Source organism: Bifidobacterium sp. W8110 (assembly GCF_016101375.1).
GTDB lineage: Bacteria > Actinomycetota > Actinomycetes > Actinomycetales > Bifidobacteriaceae > Bombiscardovia > Bombiscardovia asteroides.
On sequence record NZ_JACFQO010000005.1, the window covers coordinates 95,962 to 117,884 of the forward strand.

Genomic DNA, 21,923 nt, shown 5'->3' on the forward strand with positions numbered 1-21,923 from the left:
CTGGGCCCAGCAGGATCCGAGGAGGGATCGTCATGTCTGACCGACAGGATGAGGTTCAGGGGTGTTCAGTGCTCCTGGGCCAGGTGGTGGATCTGCTGGAGGGGCTCTACCCTCTGGACTACGCGGAGGACTGGGATCATCCGGGTCTGGTGGCGGGGGATCCGTCCTGGCCGGTTAGACGGATCTGGTGCGCTGTGGACCCTCGGCCCGATGTGGTTCAGGAGGCTCTGGATCACAAGGCCGACCTGCTGATCACCCATCATCCGCTCTTCTTCAGGTCAGTCCACCAGGTCTCCGGCCTGGACTTCCGGGGGGACATGATAACCAGGCTGATCGAGGGCCACTGCGGGCTCTGGGTGGGGCATACCAACGCTGATGCTGCCTACCGCGGTGTGGCCCAGGCGGCTGCCGATGCCCTGGACCTGCAGGATGCGAGACCGTTGGCTCCTCAGCCGGTCTCCAGGCGCGACCTGCACGCTGATCAGGGGATCCAGGTAGGCCTGGGTCGTTGGGGACGGCTTCCTAAGCCCACATCATTTGAGGATTTGGTCCATACAGTGGTGGGCCTCCTGCCCAAGACGGCTCTGGGGGTTCAGGCGGTCGGTGTGCCCGAGGCCATGGTTTCCACGGTCGCCCTGCTGCCCGGCTCGGGGGACTCCGAGTTCGACCTGGTTCGGTCCACGGGGGCAGATGTCTACATCACCAGCGATTTGCGCCATCATCCTGCCACGGATGCCTACCAGCAGGCCCTTTATGAGGCCCGGATGGCGGGTCGTCCCAATCAGCCCAGACCCATGCTGATCAACACCCCGCACTCGGCCATCGAAAGTCTCTGGTTCCGATACGCCAAGGGGGATATTGCCAGGGCCCTGGAGATGGCTACTGGTGTTCGTCCACAGGTGGAGGTCTCATCGATCGTCACCGACCCTTGGACCATGGTGGTGCGCTGACGGCTGGGGGTTGATGATTGAGGAGGAATGATTGCATGAGCGATGAAGCACAGGATCTGCAGGCACGATTGGCCGCCAGACTGGCCGACCGGGATGGCCAGGGGGCCAAGGGCATCGATATGGACCGTGTACCCGAGCTGATGGATGATAGGGAGGTCTTCCGCGGCCCGATATTCGTTATCGACCAACAGCAGGTGGCCATGTTCAGGCGTGACGGTTCTAAGGAGACCATCGACAGACAGCTCATCCGTCACGCCCCCTGCGTGGTCATGCTGGTGCACGACTGCGCTGCCGATGCCTATCTGCTGACCCGCGAGTACCGGGTGGGCGCCCAGGCCTACGTCTTCGGCCTGCCAGCCGGCTTCATCGACCCGGGGGAGAGTCCGGTCAAGGCTGTTCTGCGCGAGCTGCGTGAGGAGACCGGTCTGGTGCCCGGGCCTGAGGGTACATCGGGCTCGGAAAGCCATCTGGATCCGGAGGACGGCTGGATTGATGCCGCCCCCGATGTTTATTCCTCCCTGGGCATGAGCGATGAGCTTGGACATATCGTGGTCCTGCATTTGCGGCGTTGGCATCAGGGGCCCACCGAGTTCGACCCGGGTGAGCATATCCAGTCGGCCTGGGTCTCCTGGCAGGAGCTCTGCGCAGCTGGGGTCGCCGATGCCAAGGCGGTGGTGGCCATCCAGCATGAGGCCATCCGTCGCCTGCAGAAGAATTAATGTCAAGGCATAAAGTTCCCGATTGGCTAAGCAGAACATACCAGTGGTATGATAGCTTTTTGTCGGACAGGATGGTCGGGCCAGGATGGTCGGGCATTGATGCGCCGACAGGAAGGGGAGCACCATATGGGCACGCCGAAGGATCCCGAAGGGCATCGCAATCAGATCCTTGATGTGGCCCAGCGGCTCTTCCTGGAAAAGGGATATGACGGGACCAGCATCCAGGACATCGTCGATGGTCTGGGCGGTATGACCAAGGGAGCGGTCTACTATCATTTTCCTTCCAAGACGGCCATTTTCCGTGCGGTTACCGAGCGCATGGCTTCCTCCTCATCCCAGGGGGACTGGCTGGGGCAATGGCCCGGAAAAACTGGTCTGGAAAAACTGCGCAACGAGCTGATTGCCTCCCTGTCGGCCTACTCGCGTCTCGATGTGACCTTTTCAGCCAGAACCCTGTTGAAGAGTCCCCGCATGGTGGGGGAGATGTACCTGAAATCCATGGACAGGATTGTGGACGTGATCACCCCCTACGTCCGGGAAGGTGTGGAGGACGGTTCCATCGCCCCTTGCAATCCCGAGGATCTGGCCCAAGTGCTCTACATCCTGCTCAACATGTGGATAGGGATCCGATTCTCTACCATGACCCGGGACCAGGTGGTCTCCAAGTTCACCCTGCTGGCCGATATGCTCAAGGGAATAGGGGCCCCGGTCATCGATGATCGGGTCATTCGCGCAGCCGTGCATTTGCATGCACATCTGAAGAGCAATCCTCTGACTGCGACCGGTGGGGAGTCCACGCAAGTGGAATCTGACCTGAATCAGGATCAAGGGGTCGCTTAGAGCCGATGGATTTCTTAAGGCAAAGTGCTCTGGCTACTGGCAAGATTCGGGCACTCAACGAGTGTATGGTTTTTGTTTCCATCAAACATACCAGTGGTATTTTTGAAAGGAGTTTCATGAAGGTGCTGGAGGCGGACAGTATCGTCCAAGTATTTGACGGCAGGGAGGTGCTGTCCGGACTGGACCTGACCCTGGTGCAGGGCGAGATTCTCGGCTTGTTGGGTGCCAACGGGGCCGGCAAGTCCACGCTCTTGAAGATCCTGACCGGAATGCAAAGGCCCGTCGGCGGTCGGGTCCGCTTTCTGGGCAAGCCTCTCAGCGAAGGCTACCCTGGCATCCTTGCCAGGATGGGGGTGTCCATCAACGAGCCCGTCTTCTACGAGTCCCTCAATGCCAGGGAGAACCTGGAGATTGACCTGGCCTACCTTGCGCAGGCAGACGGGGGGCGTAGGGTCGCCGAGATCACTGGAATCAGCCAACTTTTGGAGAAGGTTGGATTGACTGCGGATTCAGCCACGCCCGTTGGCAGGTATTCCACGGGTATGAGGCAGAGGCTGGCCCTGGCCAGATGCATGGGCCATCATCCCGACCTTTACCTACTGGATGAGCCGCTCAACGGACTGGACCCGGTAGCTATCGGACAGCTGCGAGACAGCCTGCGAAGTTTGGCCGCCCAAGGCAGTGCGGTCCTCTTTTCCAGCCACATCCTCTCCGAGGTGCTGCGCACTGCCGACCGCGTGATGGTGGTGGCGGACGGCAGGGTCAGCCTGCGGGCCAGCGTGCCGGAACTGCTCAGTAAGAGCCAGGAGACCGCCGAGCGGACCCTGATCAAGGCCATGGAGGGCTGATATGAAGACGCTGTTGAAATTGGAGCTGAAAAAGACGAGACTATGGCCCTGCATCTTCGCAGGATTGGCAGTGGTGGCTGCAGCCTTGGCCTTGGGAGGCATGTTCCTGGCCATTGGCCACACGGGCGGCCGGTCTGATCGGCGGCTGTCCAGTCTGGTCTTCGTGCTGCAGATGGCCATGGTCATCCTTCTGGTGGGTTTCTCTTTGGTTGCTGCTGCCCTCTGCAACCTGGTTTTCATCGAACCCTACACAGGAAGGAACCTGGCGCTCACCCTGTCATGCCCTGTATCACGGAGCCGAATACTGTTGGCCAAGCTGGTATTCGTAGGCCTCTTCATGGCCCTGTCCTACTCTGCGGGGGCGGTCATCACCCTCACTGTCATGCTGCTGGTCGACCACCTTGTTGGCTCGCTCGGGACGGGTTCGCCAGGCGGTCTGCTCGGACAGGTTCTCCTCATGCTGGCCACCAGTCTCGCAGGACTGGTCGGACTGGTCGGCATCGCCCTTTCCCTGGGCTTCTGGAAGCGCTCCCTGCCCATCATGTTCGGGGTCCTGCTCCTGCTGGACGCTGTGGTGGGCAACCTGCTCTCCCTCTCCCCGCTGCTGTCGGCGCTGGTGCTTCTGATCATCTTCCTGGCCTCCCTGCCGGCCTGGTGGCTGCTTCACCGGACCCTCATAAAGATCGAACTGCCCTGATCGGCCGCTGACATGCAGGAGCTTCTGAAGAACAAGCCTTTCGTGACCATGGTTCTGGCCAGTCTGTTTAATACGGTCGGTGGTGAACTCTTCAACATCGTCTTCATCGTCTATGCCCAGACCATGCCCTTTGCCGGACTGGCCGTCTCCGTAGCCTCAATGGCCTGGGTGGCTCCAGCCCTGACGGCCATCCCGACCGGATACCTGGCCGACAGGACCGTGCGCAAAACACGGATGCAACTGGTGATCAAACTGGTTCAGGTTTGTATCTATCTGGTCATTGCCATGGCGATCGGCAGGTCCAAGAGCCTACCCGTCTTTCTGCTGCTGGTAGCCATGGACATGGCATCTTCCATGCTGGAGGGATATGCGAGCAGTCTGTGGATGCCGGTCCTCAAACACCTGGTCCAGCCAGGCCAGCTCCACCAGGCGACCTCGATCACTTCCGCTGCATCCAATGTCGCGGCTGTCATCAGTGCAGGCGGAGGTGCAGTGTTGATTGCCATCCTGGGCAACAAATTCACTGTATTCGCGTTGATCAACGCAGCCACCTTCCTACTGGCGGGGCTTTTGGTAGCCATAGGCTATAGGGAATTCGCCAGGGCGGAGGTCTCAGACAACGGTTCACCTGTGGGCAAGCATGTGGGCCTGTCCTCCAGCCTCCGTGTGACCTTGGGGGAGTTCCGCAGTTCCACCTTCCTGATCCTGATGGTGGGCTTCGGCTGTCTGGTCAACCTTCTGGGGACGGCTCTGCAGCCCCTGCTCAACCTGGGGCTGATTTCCATGTCCGGGGTCTGGTGGGGAAGCTATGGAACGACCATAGCCGCCGTCAACGGCATCTCCTCCCTGGGACTCATCCTTGGTGCACTCCTTGCCTCAGATCCGCTCCGGCGGCTGCCCATGGCGCACCTGCTGACCGGAGTCATGGCCGCAGCCGCCATGGTAGGGGTCAACCTGGTATGGTTGCACATTCCTGCCCTGCTCTTCCTCCCGCTCCTGGTCATGAACTATCTTCTGGGCAAAATCAATCCTCGGTTCATGACCATGCTCATCAGTACTGTGGGCGAGGACCACCTGGCTGCAACCATGGGAGTGGTACAGACTGTCATGATGATAGGGGCGCCTCTGGGGCAGATGATTTTTCTGGCCCTGGGCAATCTGGTTGGCATCGCCATTACCGTGTCTATTTATGCGGGCTTGACAGGCCTGCTGGCTCTGGCCATTTTCTTTACGGGATTGCTGGGCATGAACGCCAAGGATCCGACTCCCGACATGGGACGAAGGCAAAAGTCGGGCTAGCCGGATTTGAACCGGCGACATCCTGCACCCAAAGCAGGCGCGCTACCAAGCTGCGCTATAGCCCGGCGCTCATAAGCATCAACGTATGAGCACAATGTATCAATATAGCACAGGGCCAGGTCCCCGCTGGATCCTTGGCGGGTGAACAGGGAGGGGAACAGCTCTGCGCCTGCGGTTACCATGGTTACCATGACAGCGGAAGAGACATGGGAGGCACCGCAGGCGGGTGGCCCCCTGGATGCAACGGTGACCATACCGGGGAGCAAGTCCCTCTCGAACAGGTATCTGATTCTGGCGGCCTTGGGAAGTCGACCCGTCAGGCTGACTGGTCTGCTCAGATCGCGTGATACGGACCTGATGATTGCGGCCCTGGAGGCTCTCGGCGTGGACTGTCGGGTTGATTTGGACGACCCTACGAATGCGACGGTCATTCCACCGACAGGCGGCCGTTTCCGCGGCGGCGCCCGGGTGGACTGCGGACTGGCTGGAACCGTCATGCGTTTCGTGCCGGGCCTGGCCATGCTGGCCGATGGCCCCACACACTTCGACGGAGACGAACAAGCCTATCGACGCCCCATGAGGCCCCTGCTGGACGGGCTGACCCAGCTGGGGGCCAGGATCGAATACCTGGGCCAGGAGGGCTTCCTGCCCTTTATGCTCACGCCACCGGCTCACCTGGTTGGCGGAGAGGTGACCATAGACTCCTCGGCATCCTCGCAGTTCATTTCCGGCCTCCTGCTGCTGGCGGCCAGGGCTGATGGCCCGACGACCATCGTCCACTCTGGCCAGCATCTTCCCAGCCTTCCACACATAGCCATGACCGTTGAGGATCTGCGTCAGGCCGGAGTCCAGGTCCAGGCCAATCCCAATCGTTGCAGGTGGAGCGTTGAAGGCAGAGGCTCTGCTGGGACGCAGCTGCCTGATCAGGTCCAGGTGGAGCCCGACCTGTCGAATGCGGCCCCTTTCCTGGGAGCGGCCCTGATAGGAGGCGGGCAAGTCAGCGTGCCCAAGTGGCCGGAGCGGACCACACAGCCAGGCGGCTTGCTGCCCAAGTATTTGGAGACCATGGGCGCGAAGGTAGACATGGTTCCAGACGGGCAGGGCAGCGCCACCTGCAGGGTGACCGGCGGGGAAGCCATCCATGGACTCGGCGACTTCGATCTGTCCCCGGCAGGGGAGATCGTGCCCTCTATTGCGGCCATCCTGGTCTTTGCCGACTGCCCCAGCCGCCTGCACGGCATCGGCCACCTGCGTGGTCATGAGACCAACCGGCTGAAGGCACTGGCTACCGAAATCGCCAGAATAGGCGGCCAGGCCAGTGAACTTGATGATGGCCTGGCCATCGAGCCAGTGCCGACTCAGCGTATGCACGGGGCCGTCATGGAGACCTATGCGGACCATCGCATGGCCACCTTTGCCGTCATGATTGGGCTCAAGATACCTGGCATCCGGGTGCGCAACATCGGCACCACAGCCAAGACCTTGCCAGACTTCCCGGGTATGTGGAAGCGGATGCTGGCAGGCGAGGGACAAGACTGAGCCACACCGATTCGAGCGAAAGGAGCCGCGTTATGAACATCGAGGCCGAAAGGCGGACTTGGCAGGAGGATCTGGATCTGGCCATCGCCATGGCCGACCAGGCGGATCAGGTCACCGTGGGCTACTTCAAGTCGCCGGATCTTAAGGTGGAACGCAAGGCGGACAATACCCCGGTCACCCAGGCTGATAAAGAGGCGGAGGCGGTGATTCGTCGCGTACTTGCCCAGGCCAGGCCGGACGATACCATCTACGCGGAGGAGCTGGGAAAACAGGAGTCCAACGGCAGACGGTGGATCATCGATCCGATTGATGGGACCAAGAACTATGTGCGCGGGGTCCCGGTATGGGCGACTCTGATTGGCTTGGAGGCGAACCATCAGATGGTGGTCGGCGTGGTATCGGCCCCCCTGCTCGGTACCCGCTGGTACGCTGCGCGGGGTCAGGGAGCCTACATGGCGCGTCAGGGCGAAGCCCCCAAGGCCATTCACGTATCAGGAGTGGATCGGATGGAAGATGCCTCCATGTCCATATCGTCACTGACCGGGTGGAAGGCCATAGGGCGTCGGGAGCGGCTTCTCGACCTGACCGACCGGATCTGGCGCCTACGTGGTTTCGGCGACTTCTGGCAGTACATGCTCCTGGCCCAGGGAGCCATCGACCTGGCGGCCGAGCCGGAGCTTGACCTCTATGATATGGGCGCGCTGGTCCCCATCGTGACCGAGGCCGGTGGCAGCTTCACCGACCTGGCAGGCAACCAGGGTCCCTGGGGAGGCAATGGTCTGGCCAGCAACGGTCTTCTGCACAAGGAGGCCTTGGCGGCTCTGGGGGATTGACATATACAAGAAGGTCGGTGACCACATGCATTGCTGTGGTCACCGACCTTCTTCGTTTCGAGAGCAAGTTCTTAGAACCAGATCCCAATCACAATCATCCATCCTGCAATCATTATTCAAATTTTTGAGGATAGGTAAAGTCAGCGGTCAGGCCTGGAACTTGTTGCCGTAGGCATCGCCCTGGCTGGCGACGACCTCGGCCTGACGGGCGATGGAGAGCTCCTCGTTGGTGGGGATGACGCAGACGGCGACCGTGCTGTCGGGGGTGGAGATGATCCGGGCCTCCTTGGACCGCTGGTCGTTCTTCTCCTGGTCCAGCTTCACGCCGAAGGGCTCCAGCTGCTCGATCACACGGCGACGCACGATCTCATCGTTCTCGCCCACGCCGGCTGTGAAGGTGATGGCATCCAGGCCGCCCATCTGGGCCGTGTAGTTGCCGATGTAGCCGACGATGCGGTGGATATAGATGCCCAAGGCCAGCTTGGCATCCTCATCGCCCTCGGCGATCAGCTTGTGGACCTCGCGCATATCGCCATGGCCGGTCAGGCCGGTCATGCCGGAGCGCTTGTTGAAGAGGGTGTCCAGCTCATCCACGCTCATGTGGGCGTTGCGGATCAGGTGGAAGACAACGGCAGGGTCGATGTCACCGGTTCGGCCGCCCATGACCAGACCCTCCAGTGGGGTCAGACCCATGGAGGTCTCGACGGGATGCCCGGAGACCTGCGCCGAAGCGGAAGCCCCGTTGCCGATGTGCAGGACGATCTGCCGCAGGCCCTCTGCAGGCTTGCCCAGCAGACCGGGAACAAGCTGGCCCACATACTGATGGCTGGTGCCATGGGCACCGTAGCGACGAATGTGGTACTGCTTGGCGATGTCCTTGTTGAGGGCGTAGGTGGAGGCCTTCTTGGGCAGTTCGAAGAAGAAGGAGGAATCAAAGACGAAGACCTGCGGGGTCTGCGGCATCAGTCGGCTCATGACCTCGGCGCCCTCAGCCTCGGGTCCGTTGTGAAGGGGGGCCAGCACGGCCAGATCCTTGACCTGGCTCAGAGTCTTCTGCGTCAGGAGGGCAGGCTTGGGGAAGATGGCTCCACCCTGGACGACTCGGTGGCCGACGGCGATGATGCCGGCCTTGTCCAGATCAGGTCCATACTCCTTGAAGAAGCCCAGGACACGCTTGAGCCCGACCTCATGATCGTGGATGGGCTCCTCAAGCTCGTGCTTTTCGCCGTTCACCTCGTGCTTGTAATGGCCGTCGGTGGGCTCGCCGATCTTCTCGACCAGACCCGAGGCCAGGCTCTGGCTGGTCTCCAGATCGACCAGCTGGTACTTGATCGAGCTTGAACCCGAATTGATGACTAGGACGGTTTTCGCCATTGGGGCATCCTCCTGATGTGCTTGTATAGAGCCTGCGCTCCTCAATCAGTCTTCAAGATTACTCGTCGGCCCTTACAAGGCGCGGTATATTGCCAGGCCGACATGATTTTGGGGCTGCTACCAGAACCTTCTTGAAGATAAGATTCAGCAGCAGCCCCAGGGGTTTACAGGGACGTTTTAGGGACGGCAATCAGTCCTGGGCCTCGACGGCGGTCAGGGCCACGGTGTTGATGATGTCGGCAACCAAGGCGCCGCGGGAGAGGTCGTTGACCGGCTTGTTCAGACCCTGCAGGACCGGTCCGATGGCCAGGGCACCCGAGGTGCGCTGTACGGCCTTGTAGCCGATGTTACCGGCGCTCAGGCTGGGGAAGACGAAGACGTTGACTTTTCCGGCGACCGGATCACCCTTGGCCTTGGTGGCTGCCACAGTGGGAGACCAGGCCGCGTCGAACTGGATGGGGCCCACGATGGGCAGGTCCGGTGCCTTCTCCTTGGCCAGACGGGTGGCCTCTTCGACCAGGTCGACATCCGGGCCCTTGCCTGATCCCAGGGTGGAGTAGGAGAGCATGCCCACGCGCGGGTCAACGCCGAAAGATCGGGCGGTTTGGGCCGACTGGATGGCGATGTCGGCCAGCTGCTCCGAGGATGGGTTGAGGTTGATGGCGCAGTCGGCGAAGACCGCCACATGGTCGGGGAAGCACATGAGGAAGGCTCCGGATACCAGTGAGGCGCCCGGCTTGGTCTTGATCACCTGCAGGGCGGGACGGACCGTGTTGGCAGTGGAGTTGATGGAGCCGGACACCAGGCCGTCGGCCTTGCCCAGCACCACCAGCATGGTGCCGAAGTATGAAGGATCCGCCAGCTGCTTGCGCGCCTGCTCCGGGGTCATGCCCTTCTTGGCGCGCAGCTGGCAGAGGCGCTCCACCATGGGGGCCAGCACCTGCTCGTCGTCCATGGGCTGGAAGGATGCCTTGTCCAGGTTGTTGAGGCCGAGCTCCTTGCCACGAGCCAGAATGGAATCCTTGTCGCCCACGATGATCAGGTCGACGATGTTACGCGCCAGCAGGTAGTCGGCCGCCTTGATGATGCGGTCCTCGCCACCCTCGGGCAGGACGATGGTCTTCTTGTTGGCCTTGGCCTTGGCCAGCAGGTCGTTCTGGAAGGCCACAGGCGTGGTCACTTTGGGCTTTGCTTCCTCAACCGCCTTCAGTACTTCATCTGGATTCACATCCTCAGTGAAGGCTTTATAGGCGTCATTTCTTACTTGTTCGGCCTCAGCGTCAGTGTCAAATGCCTTTTTCGATACCGTCCAGCAAGGACGATCGTAATCTTTGAAAAAGTCCTGAAGAGGTTGTTTTTGGCCTTCTTCACAGCCGGAAACTACAACACCTGCCAGGGTGGTTCCGCTGGCTTCTATGGTTCGACGGCAGGCCTGTACGGTTTTCATGACCTGTTTGGGCTCACGTCCGATAGTGCAGACCACGAGGAGTACCGGGGAACGTAAATCTGCAGCGATGGCCGCATTGAGTTGGATGATAGCAGGGTCGAAGACTTTGGAGTGGTCGCTTCCGACGACGAGGACCATATCGGGATTTGTTTGCGCCACAACGCGGTCATAGGCTGCCAGGGCATCAGCACGTGTCTGTTCTTCGTTGCTCGTTGCTTTGCAGGGGCAGGTGCCGCGGCACACATCGGGATCCAGATCAGGAGAGCTGCTGGCTGCGATGAGGGTACTCGTCAGCATCTCCTTGTGACAGGCAATCGGACGTACGACCGTGGTCTTCATACGCGATGCCAGGGCCTTGACGAGGCCGTAGGCTACTACATTCCGTCCGTTGGCGGCCTCCGGGCTGATGATGGTGATGCTTGCAGGGCTCACTGTGTATCTCCTGTCCCATATACTCATGTGACTGCTTTGTTCACAAACAGTTATCAGTATAGGTGACGGATGCACCGAAGAAAATCCGTGCATGCAATGCGTGATCCGCTGTAGCTGATGCAACTGGTTGAAAAGCAGGAGGGTGTGTGGTGCCGCATGCATATATTTGTGGCATGGGTCACATTACAGTAGGAATCCTCCCAAGGGAGAGACAATGAAAAAGCAGGCTTATGTGACTTTGACTGAGGTGGCACGATCGGCTGGTGTCTCCTTGTCTACGGCCTCCCGTGTTTTTTCAAGACCGGGCAGAGTCGGAATGTGCACCAGAAATCATGTATTGAAGACTGCTGAAAAGCTGGGGTATCACCATGATCTTCTGGATGTACCCATGGAAAATCGACTTCACGGTTTTCTTGCTGTTGTGGTCACCGATTTGGAGAACATCGTATCGGTGCGTATATCCAGAGGAGTACAGCGATGTTGCCAATTGCGCAAATTCGGATTATCCATAATCGATACGCAAGAGAGCGTCAGTCTTGAGGCGGCATCCATCCGTGGAATCCTGAATCATGTCGATGGACTCATACTCGGTTCTTCCAGACTTTCCGACAATCAGATTAGGCATTTCGCCTCATACAAACCAATAGTGGTACTCAACAGGGTGGTGCCTGGAGTTGCTTCAATACGGGTGGACGAGTCGGACAGCATAGATGCGTCCATGCTATATCTGCGGCAGACAGGTCATCATTCCGTGTCTTATATGCAGGGGCCGGAAAACTCATGGCAGAACGTTGTCAGACTGCACGCAGCTGTCGATTCAGCTGATAAATACGGTTTGGATTACCAGGTGCTGCCGTGCGCCTATCCCGTGCAGATGCGGGGACTTGGAGCTTTCAAGTCGTTCATGAGAAATCCCACGGATGCTGCGCTCGCCTTCAATGACGATATTGCCATTGAATTTATACGATACGCGAAGCGCCAAGGCATGGCCATTCCCGAACAGGTCTCTGTCTTAGGCATAGATGACAACCAGGCTGGTCGGCTTATGACTCCGATGCTGTCCACTATTCGCATCCCACACCAGGACATGGGATTCCAAGCCGCTCAGATGCTTATTGATGAGATTCTGCACATAACCGATCACAGAATGACGGTCCGTTGTGTACCTGCGAAACTTATTTTACGAGAAAGCACCGGTGAAGTCTCCGGACCACCCAGGATCTGAGACTTTCACCGATGCGTATACCACTGTCTTACCTGACCGATTTGATCGAAAGCACGAATAATACGGAGAGGATGGACATGACGATGGCGATAGGGAAGATGTAGATATATGTCCCGGTCATCGACACGATGATGGAAGTCAGTGCCATGCCTGCGGATTGTCCCGCTGTTGTTGCCGCGTTGATGAACCCCAAATCTTTGCCTGCATTCTCTTTGCTGGGCAGGACATCGACATTCAGGGCTTGGTCAATGGCCATAAAGATACCTTGTCCCAAAGCTACAAAGATGGAAGCGATGTAGATTCCGGTGATGCTTCGCATGGCCAGGGGGAAGATGAATCCGATTATGGCGAGGAATGCCGACATGGCCACCATGGGTTTGCGCCGGTGGAGACGATCGGACAGCGGCCCTACGAACATGGCGACGATTGATGCCAGCATTTGGAAGATGGCGATGGTTGAGACAACTGCGGCCGCTGAAGTCTTAGACAGACCAATGTAGTCCTGGCAGATATACAGCCAGTAACCGGAAAGCATCTGTATGGCGAGCAGGAGCAGCGTTCGGCAGCAGAAGGCCTTCCAAAAATCCGGAGCATGCATGGGCGGAGTGAATGAATAGACGATGTGACGCCAGGCGCTTTGCTCTGGTGCGGCGTTTTTTGCATCCTTATTGCCGGGCTCCCTGGGGATTATGGCCAAGAAAAGCATGGCTGAAATAAACATGCAGATGGAAGCTATGGTAAATCCCATTCGTACGTTGTCGATGAATCTGGCTCCTACCCAGGCGCCAATCGCCAGTCCTAGCGTGTTGCCAAAACCGATGGCGGACGAAATCGTACCGCGGTATCGTTTGGGCACTCGGTCGGAAACCGTCGAGTAAATGGGGGAGTTCATCATATTGAAGCTGAGTTTAGATAGCCACAATGTGACGACCAGACCGGTGATGATGCCGATGTTGCCCATGAGCAGGTAGAAGGCCAGAGTGAACCAAGCGCCCCAGAACAACCAGGGCGAGCGGCGGCCGAATTTCGATTTGGTCAGGTCAGACAAAGCGCCGACTACGATGTTGGCAACCAGGGCCACTATGGAACCGATTGAGGTCATCGTGCCCAGGACGGCCGTTGGATTGGATGCTCCCAGATCCTTGATGCGCTGTGGAAGCAGAACCTGGCTGACCATGGCGAAGCCTATCGACATAATGATCCAAAAGGCCAGGTACCCAATGATCCATCGAGCTAGATTAAATCCTTCAGTTGCGATATCGTCGTCATCTACTGGCGCGGTTTCTTCCGCTTTTACCATGCTGTGCTCCTTTGAAGTATGTTGTGAAGTATGTTGGCGCTCAAATGGAAATGAGATCCTTTGCCGTGAATTCCAATCTGACCTGATGGTGATCCCCTTCAGGCCTGGGGAATTTAATCAATGCACGCAGGGCCTGCCCATCGAAGAACCATCCATCCGTGGCTTCTTTGAATCGGTCAATATTCAGGTAACGATCAAGGGGTTCTTCATCCAAACTGATTTCGAGTGGCGCCATGGTCTTGCAAAGGACGGCAATCGTCATCTGCTTGACCTTGGTTTCATAATCTCCGGTGCTATTCAGCTCCAGAGTGACACCCTGCTTATCCGGGTGGATACCCAATCTGGTCTTACGATACAGACCCTGAAGATAATCTGTGGATATACCGTCATCCTCATAAATATCGAATGAGGTCTCCTTATTGGGTTCAACGAGGATTTCAAGATGGTCGATCACCTCTTGATGGAGGTTTGTCAACCCCTGACAAGTGGGGATGATGCCCCCGGTCCGCAGGTAGAGAGGTATGCTGCCCAGGTCTACTGGAACCGTAATTTCCTGTCCTCCCGAGAGATATTGATTGTTGGTCAAATCGAACCATTCAGCGCCCTCAGGCAGGTAGACCCGGATGCTGTCTGCGCCTTTCTCCAGTACATTGGCGACCAGAAGGGACGGGCCAAGCATGAACTCGAAGCTCTCTTGATAAGTACGGCGATCATTCTCGAATTCGTAGACCAGGGGCCGCATGATGGGGGAGCCGTCGATTGAAGCTTGGTGAAGAAGGGCATAGAAGTAAGGGATCAAGCTGTATCTCAGCAAGATCGCTTGGCTGATGTATTCGGTGTATGCAGGATACATCCAGGGTTCAGTGACCGTATTGTCTGTATTGCATGAGTGGATGGAGAAGCGGGGCTGGAAAATTCCATTCTGAACCCAGCGCACAAAGAGCTCCGGCTCCGGCGCAGGGCCATCAAAACCTCCGATGTCGCACCCTTGGTTGGCTACGCCCGACAAGCCCATTCCCAGGATGGTCGGGACGTTGTATTTGAGGTTATCCCAAGAAGTTCCGTTGTCTCCGGCCCAGGTCTGGGCATACCTTTGGATTCCGGCGAATCCTGCACGGTTGATGACATATGGCCTCGTGCCGGGGGCGGACTCCTTTACAGCTTGCTGAGCGGTCTTGGCCATCATGGTCGACATGATCGGTTTCAGCATACTGATGGGCAGATGGAGCCCTTCAGCATCAACCAGAGCCTGATCGTCATTGATCTCGTATTCATTGTTGTCGTTCCAAATGCTGGTAATCCCCAGATTGAGTAAATTCTCTTTCATCTCTTTAGCCCAGGCACGTCGTCCCGAGGGGCTGGTGAAGTCCACGAAATGCGCCGGGCCGCCCCAGTATCGATCTTCCTGCCAGTCCTTGCCGTCCGACGTTCTGACGTAAGCCTCTTCCTTTTCCATCTGCCCGGTATGGGGATGAGTGGTCAGCATGCCCGGTTTAATATTTGGCGCGAGAAGCGCACCTTTTTTCTTAAGCTGATCCACGAAACCCTTGGGGTCTGGGAAGCGCTTCTTGTTCCAAGTGAATACGTAACGCTTGCCGTCCTTTCCGCTGGTGTATCCAGAGGAAAGGAAGAATCCGTCACAGGGGATGTCATGCTGACGACAGGTGTCAACAAAATCTTCGATGGCCTTGTCGCAGTCCTGCTCCAATTCGGTATAGAACATGGTCGATCCCATATAGCCCAGAGAGGATAGGGGCATCATTGCGCTCTTGCCTGTCAGATCCGTGTAATGGTGTACGACATCGGCTATGGTCGGGCCACCTATGAAGAACAGATCTATGTCTCCTGCTTCGACCTGGTAGTAGCTATATCGCAGCCAATAGTTGCTGTGTTCGGAATCCATGTCGAAGACTGAGTCGGCACTGTTGTTGTAGAAAAGGCCATGCGCGAGACCGGTATCCTCGTTAAAATCGATATAGAAAGGAATCATCTTGTAAAGCGGGTCACTTTTAGTGGCATCCCATCCCAGCGAGTCTGTGTTGTGCATGCGCATTCGGCGGCGCTGCTTGTCGAGATCGCCGGATTTTTCGCCGAAACCGTAGAAGTGCTCGTGATTGCCCATGCTGGAATAGTGCGTGGAGCGTCCAAGACTATCCTGAAGAAACGACCGCCCCGGCAAATCCTGATGAAGTACATTGCCGTCCTGGTCGCTGATGGAGAAGGCGAAAGGTTCCGGACTGATAGTCAGGGTGTACAGTCCGTTGGAAACGGTTTTGGAACCGTCTTTGCATTCGGTTAGGTGAATTGGTATCGGCTTGACATGTTCGCGCTCATCAGCCATAAGACGGTCAGTGCTGTCTTTCCAGGCGGTCTTGACCAAGGCATAGGAGAGCTCGGGTCCGAAATGCTGATTGAAGGTGCTCCGTATTCTGATGATGTTCCGATCAAGCAGGTAGATTCTGAATCTGGCTCCATTGGTGACAATATCCAGATAATCACCGTGGTTATCTATATTGATGAGCTTTGTGCTTGCCTTCATGCGTGCCCTCCTTGGCGTTTCGACATGAAAAGTGCCATTCCATGCCTGCGAATAACCGCCTCATCGTGGGTTTGCAGCTATGCAGCCCCATGGCGGTGTTGAGTTAATTGTCCCGCCTGCTGTTCAGCAGTATGAGTGTTTGCCAGGTTTTTCCATTGAGGGTGGCATAAGCGAGGCCATGCATGACTCGCTATGGATAAAAAATTCCCCGCCGTTGAAAACGGCGGGGAATTCTGGCAATGCCGGTAAGGAACACCGACAATCGGCCTTAGGAGTTATCGGGTAGGGTCACTCGTTGTCTCCGGCGGTCGCGGCGGTGGCGGAGATGGTCTCCTGGCCGGCGCGGTTGGCATCGGGCCAGACCCAATCGGTGTAATCGGGATGGTCGTAGCCCTTGTCCACGGCGAACTGGAAGGCCTCGTCGCGGAACTTGGTCCACTTGTCGATCTGTTCGGCGTACTTGTTGGCGTCCACCAGCTGCAGAGCGGAGGCGGCCAGGCACCAGCGGTCCATGTTGTTGACGCGCACCATGTCGAACGGCGTGGTGGTGGAGCCCTGTTCCTCGTAGCCGTGCACGGAGAAGTTGTCGTGGTTGGGACGTCCGTGGATCAGGCGGTAGATGGAGCCGGGATAGGCGTGGAAGGCGAACAGGACAGGCTTGTCCTTGCTGAAGAGCTCAGTGAACTCTTCGTCGGACAGGGCCTGGTCGTTTTCCTCGGCATCCTGGATCTTCAGCAGGTCGACCACGTTGACGAACTGGACCTTCACGCCCAGCTTCTGCAGCATGTCGTCGGCAGCCAGGGCCTCCTGGGTGGGGATGTCGCCTGCGGTGGCGATGACGACATCAGCATCCTCGGCATCCTTGGCGTTCGAGGCCCAATCCCAGCGGGCGGCCCCCTTCTCCAGCTCGGCGGCGGCCTCGTCCACGCTCTGGTAGGTGGCGGCGGGCTGCTTGCCGGCGAAGATGGCGTTGATGCAGTTGGTCGACTTGTAGCAACGCTCGCCCACGTTCAGCAGCATGTTGGCATCGGCGGGGAAGTAGATGTTGACCACGTGATCGTTGTTGAAGTTCTTGTTCAGCAGGATGTCGACGAAGCCGGGATCCTGGTGTGAGAACCCGTTGTGGTCCTGACGCCAGACGTGCGAGGTGACCAGGAGGTTCAGGCCGGCGATGGGCTTGCGCCACGGGATCTCGCGAACCGTGGCCTCCAGCCACTTGGCGTGCTGGTTGATCATGGAGTCGATGACGTGCACGAAGGACTCATAGGAGCTCCAGATGCCGTGGCGTCCGGTCAGCAGGTAGCCCTCCAGGAAGCCTTCCATCTGGTGCTCGGAAAGCTGCTCGATGACCTGGCCGGTGTGGGCCATGTGCTCGTCGGTCAGCTCCGACAGATAGTCGGCATCCCACTGCTTGTTGGTCACCTCGTAGGCGGCAGCCAGACGGTTGGAGGCCGTCTCGTCAGGCCCGAAGATGCGGAAGTCGGTGGGGTTCTTGGCCAGCACGTCGCGGGTGTAGTAGCCCAGGACGCGGGTGGCTTCGGTGGCGCCCCAGCCATGACCGTGCTTCTTGACGTCGATCTCGTAGTCGTGGATGTCAGGCAGTTCCAGCGGCTTGAGCAGACGCCCGCCGTTGGCGTTGGGGTTCTCGCCGATGCGCAGGTCGCCCTTGGGCATGAAGCTGGTGACCTCGGGACGCAGGGCGCCCTTCTCGTCGAAGAGCTCCTCGGGCTTGTAGGAGGCCAGCCAGTTCTTGAGGATCTGGAAGTGGGCCTCCGTGTCGCGGGCGGAGGTCAGCGGCACCTGGTGGGCGCGCCAAGATCCCTCTGTCTTCTTGCCGTCGATGAACTTGGGGCAGGTCCAGCCCTTGGGGGTGCGGAAGATGATCATGGGGTAGCAGGGACGGGTCATGTCGTCGGTTTCGGCCCGGGCCTTGATGTTGCAGATCTTGTCGAAGACGGTCTCCAGCAGGTCGGCGAAACGACGGTGGATGGACAGGTGGTCCTCATCGTCAAACCCTGCAACGAACTCGAAGGGCTCGTAACCCATGCCCTTGAAGTACTCATGCAGCTCCTCGTCGGAGATGCGCGAGAGGATGGTCGGGTTGGCGATCTTGTAGCCGTTCAGGTGCAGGATTGGCAGGACGATGCCGTCGGTGCGGGGGTTGACCAGCTTGTTGGACTGCCAGCCGGTGGCCAGAGGGCCGGTCTCGGCCTCGCCGTCGCCCACGATGCAGGGAACGAAGAGGCTGGGGTTGTTCATGATGGCGCCGTAGGCGTGGGAGAGGGCATAGCCCAGCTCGCCGCCCTCGTGAATGGATCCGGGGGTCTCAGGCGCGAAGTGGGAGGGGATGCCGCCCGGATAGGAGAACTGGCGGAAGAACTTCTGCAGGCCGGCCTCATCGTTGGTGATCTTGGGGTAGTACTCGCTGTAGGTGCCATCCAGGTAGGACTGTGAGGTGCCGGCAGGGCCGCCGTGGCCGGGGCCCATGATGATAACGGTGTTCTGCTGATGGTCGGCGATCAGACGGTTGATATGGCCCAGCAGGAAGTTCAGGCCGGGGGTGGTGCCCCAGTGGCCGACCAGACGATGCTTGACATCCTCCCGGGTGAAGGGCTCCTTCATCAGGGGGTTGCTGCGAAGATAAATCTGTCCGATGGAAAGATAGTTGGCCGCCCGCCAATACTTGTCGACGGCCTCGATGGTCTCCTCGGCGATTGGGGTCTCCAGCTTCGCCCAAGGGGTGCCGATAACAGGATTCGTCATGTGTACTCCTGCACTTTAGTGCGATTGTTTATTTACCTCGGTTACGAGCTCGTACAGTGTCATTTCAGGCATCTGTCGGGTTCGTACCCAATGCCTACATGGTACGTGAACGAGCAGACTTTTCTGAACGTTTTCTTGCATAGTGTGTTCGCTCTTGTGAGAAAATGCGATGGAATTGTCTGCTTGCAGGTAAGGATTGCAGTCGGGGGTGCCGATGAGGGCTCAATGACTGTAGCATTGTCGAAAACTGCAACCATACTGGACTTGTCCGCGGGCGTTGAATTGTCGCTTCCGGGCATTCATGGCAGATACAGCATACGTATATATATAAGGAGTCTTATGGCACAGGGTCCCGTCCTGGTGGTCGATTTCGGTGCACAGTACGCCCAGCTGATCGCTCGTCGAGTCAGGGAGGCAGGGGTCTACTCCGAGCTGGTGCCTCATTCGATGAGCCTGGATCAGATGCTGGCCAAGGATCCCAAGGCGGTCATCCTCTCCGGCGGCCCGGCCTCCGTCTACGTGGACGGGGCGCCCACCATAGACAAGCGGATTTTCGAGTCGGGGGTGCCCGTGCTGGGCATCTGCTACGGCTTCCAGGTCATGGCCCATGAGCTGGGCGGCGAGGTGGACAAGGCGGCACTGGGGGAGTACGGCAAGACCGAGGCCTTCATCGACAGCGCCAAGGGAATACTGCAGGATTCGCCCGCCCGCCAGGACGTGTGGATGAGCCATGGTGTCGCCGTCAATCGTGCGCCCGAAGGCTTTGAGGTTCTGGCGCATACCGAGGGTGCTCCGGTGGCAGCCATGCAGGACCCTTCCCGTGGACTGTACGGGGTCCAGTGGCATCCCGAGGTGACCAACACCCCTCTGGGGCAGGACATGATCGACCGCTTCCTGCATCAGTGTGCCGGACTGCCGTCGGACTGGAACGCCTCGGGCATCATCGAGCAGCAGGTGGAGAAGATCCGTAGCACGGTGGGTGACGACCAGGTCATCTGCGGCCTGTCAGGCGGCGTAGATTCAGCTGTAGCGGCTGCTCTGGTCCACAGGGCCGTCGGCGACCAGCTGACCTGCGTCTTCGTGGATCATGGGCTCTTGCGCAAGGGGGAGGCCGAGCAGGTCAAGCATGATTTTGTGGCCGCCACTGGCATCAAGCTGATCGCCGTGGATGCCTCGCAGGACTTCCTGACTGCCCTCAAGGGTGTTTCCGAGCCTGAGCGCAAGCGCAAGATCATCGGAGAGAAGTTCATCCGCACCTTTGAAAAGGCCCAGCGGCAGGTGATCGAGGAAGCCGGCAAGACCGGCAAGGAAGTCAAGTTCCTGGTGCAGGGCACGCTCTACCCGGACGTAGTCGAGTCTGGCGGCGGAGACGGAGCGGCCAATATCAAATCCCACCACAACGTGGGCGGTCTGCCCAAGGATGTCAAGTTCAAGCTGATCGAGCCCCTGCGCACCCTCTTCAAGGATGAGGTCCGGGCCATCGGCACCGAACTGGGCCTGCCTGACCAGATCGTCTGGCGTCAGCCCTTCCCGGGCCCCGGTCTGGGCATCCGCATCATCGGGGAGATCACCCGCGAACGTTTGGAGACCCTGCGTGAGGCCGACGCCATCGCTCGCGAAGAGTTGTCCAAGGCTGGACTGGATCGGCAGATCTGGCAGTGCCCGGTCGTGCTGCTGGCCAATGTGCATTCAGTAGGTGTGCAGGGCGACGAGCGCACCTATGGTTCGCCGATCGTGCTGCGTCCGGTCTCCTCGGAGGACGCCATGACTGCCGACTGGACCCGTCTGCCCTACGACGTGCTGGCCACCATCTCCACGCGCATTACCAACGAGTGCCCGGGCATCAACCGCGTGGTCCTGGACTGCACCTCCAAGCCTCCGGCAACCATCGAGTGGGAGTGAGCATCTGGGCCGACAAATCATACGGCAATACGTCAAAGACCATATGGTCATATGACTTGTCGGCCCACCTATTTTGTTCTTGGGCCATTAAATGTCGACGGTCGATAAAAGAGCTCAGGTCCGGCAATTTATTGTTTACTGCTTTGTAATGGCCGCATTGATCTGGTTGACCAGCTCGCGGGGTTGCTCCACCCCGAGCACCAGCCGGTCATAGTGCTCGTCCTTGAGTTGGATGACGATGGGACTTTCCGGTCTGGTGACATTCCAGAATGTCTTTTCCCCATGCTCAATGTATGTGCCGGCCCATTTACCGGGAACATGCAGGCCGGGCGAACGCAGCCCCTTGGCATCATCAAGAATGCCCGGATCCTCGCTGGCACCGAGAACATGCTCGAGCGGCACCACCAGTTTCCCCTTGAACGACCACATCTTATCCAAGCCCTGCGGTTCTACCTCCAGCGTCCGCCCGACAATTGCCACCTTGTTGTTCATGACTTGCTTCTTTCATCATCAGACTGCAACCGAACATGTGCACGCTGCAACAGCGTCTCGCCGAGGAGCTTGGCTATATCAACGGTTACAGCATTGGTATCTCCCGATCCCGAGCAGGACAGCTTCGCAAGGTAATCCCTGACCAGCCCACGAACCTCAAGATCATGATCTGACAGCTCCATGAGTGCCACCAATACCAGATTGAGCACTCCTGAGTTGCGCGACTCCGAATCCGTTGCATCACGAAGCGCAGCCACGAACATGCCACGCTTGCTGCCGAAAGCACCGTAGAGACTGCCCCGGAGCAGACCCGTAGCCTTGACCAGAGCATCAATCGACGTGCCCTCATAGCCCTGTTCCAGGAAAACCTCGCGGGCACGGGCAAGTACCTCATCATCATCGAAACTTCTCTTGCGACCCATACTCGTCAAGATAGCATTATTTGACTGAATGGTCAAGAATAATGGACGGTCTTCTTGCTCATGATTATCGTTATATCTTTTTGGAAGCAGTCGGTGATGGAAATAGTAATTCGATGGCAAGCTTCCAGTGATGAGCACGAGAATCAAGAGCCATGAAGATGGCCCCCATCCGAGCATAAAGCCTATCCGAGCATAAAAAGTGCCATAGGAGAAGTGATAACCAGTGTAATAACTATGTTTCCCGCTGAAACTACTGCCCTGAGGAACTTTCGGTGTTCTGTTTTTTGATTGAACGAATATAT

General features: G+C 58.3%; 17 protein-coding genes and 1 tRNA gene. 10 read left to right on the forward strand and 8 right to left on the reverse strand.

What is annotated here, in order from left to right:
* The first annotated feature begins 32 nt into the window (after positions 1–32).
* The 6 genes from H3T88_RS07910 (at position 33) to H3T88_RS07935 (ending at position 5,353) form a co-directional block, all read left to right on the forward strand.
* A complete protein-coding gene (locus H3T88_RS07910) occupies positions 33–950 on the forward strand; it encodes a Nif3-like dinuclear metal center hexameric protein (protein ID WP_198204202.1) in 918 nt (305 codons plus the stop codon).
* A 35-nt stretch (positions 951–985) separates the two neighbouring features.
* Complete coding sequence (locus H3T88_RS07915) at positions 986–1,669, forward strand: NUDIX hydrolase (protein WP_198204203.1); 684 nt, start codon at positions 986–988, stop codon at positions 1,667–1,669.
* 126 nt (positions 1,670–1,795) lie between these two features.
* Positions 1,796–2,509, forward strand: a complete 714-nt coding sequence (locus H3T88_RS07920; protein ID WP_015021949.1) for a TetR/AcrR family transcriptional regulator — start codon at positions 1,796–1,798, stop codon at positions 2,507–2,509.
* A 116-nt stretch (positions 2,510–2,625) separates the two neighbouring features.
* Positions 2,626–3,357, forward strand: a complete 732-nt coding sequence (locus tag H3T88_RS07925) for an ABC transporter ATP-binding protein (protein WP_198204204.1) — start codon at positions 2,626–2,628, stop codon at positions 3,355–3,357.
* A 1-nt stretch (position 3,358) separates the two neighbouring features.
* On the forward strand, positions 3,359–4,054 hold the full coding sequence (locus tag H3T88_RS07930; protein WP_198204205.1) for an ABC transporter permease: 696 nt from the start codon (positions 3,359–3,361) through the stop codon (positions 4,052–4,054).
* A 12-nt stretch (positions 4,055–4,066) separates the two neighbouring features.
* Positions 4,067–5,353: an MFS transporter gene (locus H3T88_RS07935; RefSeq protein ID WP_198204206.1), complete on the forward strand. Its 1,287-nt coding sequence runs from the start codon at positions 4,067–4,069 to the stop codon at positions 5,351–5,353.
* On the opposite strand, the gene H3T88_RS07940 is transcribed toward H3T88_RS07935, so the two are convergent.
* Positions 5,345–5,418, reverse strand: a tRNA-Pro gene (locus tag H3T88_RS07940). The two genes, H3T88_RS07935 and H3T88_RS07940, sit on opposite strands and share 9 nt — an antisense overlap.
* A gap of 115 nt (positions 5,419–5,533) precedes the next feature.
* On the opposite strand from H3T88_RS07940, the gene aroA reads away from it, so the two are divergent.
* Together aroA and hisN are read left to right on the forward strand one after the other, a co-directional pair.
* A complete protein-coding gene (aroA, locus tag H3T88_RS07945; protein WP_198204207.1) occupies positions 5,534–6,892 on the forward strand; it encodes a 3-phosphoshikimate 1-carboxyvinyltransferase in 1,359 nt (452 codons plus the stop codon).
* Positions 6,893–6,924: 32 nt separating this feature from the next.
* Positions 6,925–7,725 carry a histidinol-phosphatase gene (hisN, locus tag H3T88_RS07950; protein WP_110417287.1) on the forward strand — a complete coding sequence of 267 codons (801 nt, stop codon included), beginning with the start codon at positions 6,925–6,927 and terminating at the stop codon, positions 7,723–7,725.
* 147 nt (positions 7,726–7,872) lie between these two features.
* On the opposite strand, the gene H3T88_RS07955 is transcribed toward hisN, so the two are convergent.
* Positions 7,873–9,099: an acetate/propionate family kinase gene (locus H3T88_RS07955; protein ID WP_198204208.1), complete on the reverse strand. Its 1,227-nt coding sequence runs from the start codon at positions 9,097–9,099 to the stop codon at positions 7,873–7,875.
* Positions 9,100–9,289: 190 nt separating this feature from the next.
* Entirely contained in the window at positions 9,290–11,005 is a 1,716-nt protein-coding gene (pta, locus tag H3T88_RS07960; RefSeq protein WP_198204209.1) for a phosphate acetyltransferase, read from the reverse strand.
* Between the two features lie 187 nt (positions 11,006–11,192).
* Between pta and H3T88_RS07965 the strand changes: the two genes are divergently transcribed.
* Positions 11,193–12,203: a LacI family DNA-binding transcriptional regulator gene (locus H3T88_RS07965; protein WP_198204210.1), complete on the forward strand. Its 1,011-nt coding sequence runs from the start codon at positions 11,193–11,195 to the stop codon at positions 12,201–12,203.
* 28 nt (positions 12,204–12,231) lie between these two features.
* On the opposite strand, the gene H3T88_RS07970 is transcribed toward H3T88_RS07965, so the two are convergent.
* From H3T88_RS07970 to H3T88_RS07980, 3 genes are all read right to left on the reverse strand, one after another.
* The gene (locus tag H3T88_RS07970; RefSeq protein ID WP_015021940.1) at positions 12,232–13,503 is read right to left on the reverse strand and encodes an MFS transporter; all 1,272 of its coding nucleotides are present in this window, start codon (positions 13,501–13,503) and stop codon (positions 12,232–12,234) included.
* Positions 13,504–13,543: 40 nt separating this feature from the next.
* Positions 13,544–16,042 (reverse strand): glycoside hydrolase family 31 protein, encoded by a 2,499-nt coding sequence (locus H3T88_RS07975; protein WP_198204211.1) that lies wholly within the window; start codon positions 16,040–16,042, stop codon positions 13,544–13,546.
* A 288-nt stretch (positions 16,043–16,330) separates the two neighbouring features.
* Positions 16,331–18,805 carry a phosphoketolase gene (locus tag H3T88_RS07980; protein WP_198204212.1) on the reverse strand — a complete coding sequence of 825 codons (2,475 nt, stop codon included), beginning with the start codon at positions 18,803–18,805 and terminating at the stop codon, positions 16,331–16,333.
* A 339-nt stretch (positions 18,806–19,144) separates the two neighbouring features.
* On the opposite strand from H3T88_RS07980, the gene guaA reads away from it, so the two are divergent.
* Positions 19,145–20,707 (forward strand): glutamine-hydrolyzing GMP synthase, encoded by a 1,563-nt coding sequence (gene guaA, locus H3T88_RS07985; RefSeq protein ID WP_198204213.1) that lies wholly within the window; start codon positions 19,145–19,147, stop codon positions 20,705–20,707.
* Between the two features lie 135 nt (positions 20,708–20,842).
* On the opposite strand, the gene H3T88_RS07990 is transcribed toward guaA, so the two are convergent.
* Both H3T88_RS07990 and H3T88_RS07995 read right to left on the reverse strand, forming a co-directional pair.
* Positions 20,843–21,199, reverse strand: coding sequence for a hypothetical protein (locus H3T88_RS07990; RefSeq protein WP_198204214.1), 357 nt, complete (start codon positions 21,197–21,199; stop codon positions 20,843–20,845).
* On the reverse strand, positions 21,196–21,759 hold the full coding sequence (locus tag H3T88_RS07995) for a TetR/AcrR family transcriptional regulator (RefSeq protein ID WP_198204215.1): 564 nt from the start codon (positions 21,757–21,759) through the stop codon (positions 21,196–21,198). Before H3T88_RS07995 ends, H3T88_RS07990 begins: the two co-directional genes overlap by 4 nt.
* Positions 21,760–21,923 lie beyond the last annotated feature (164 nt).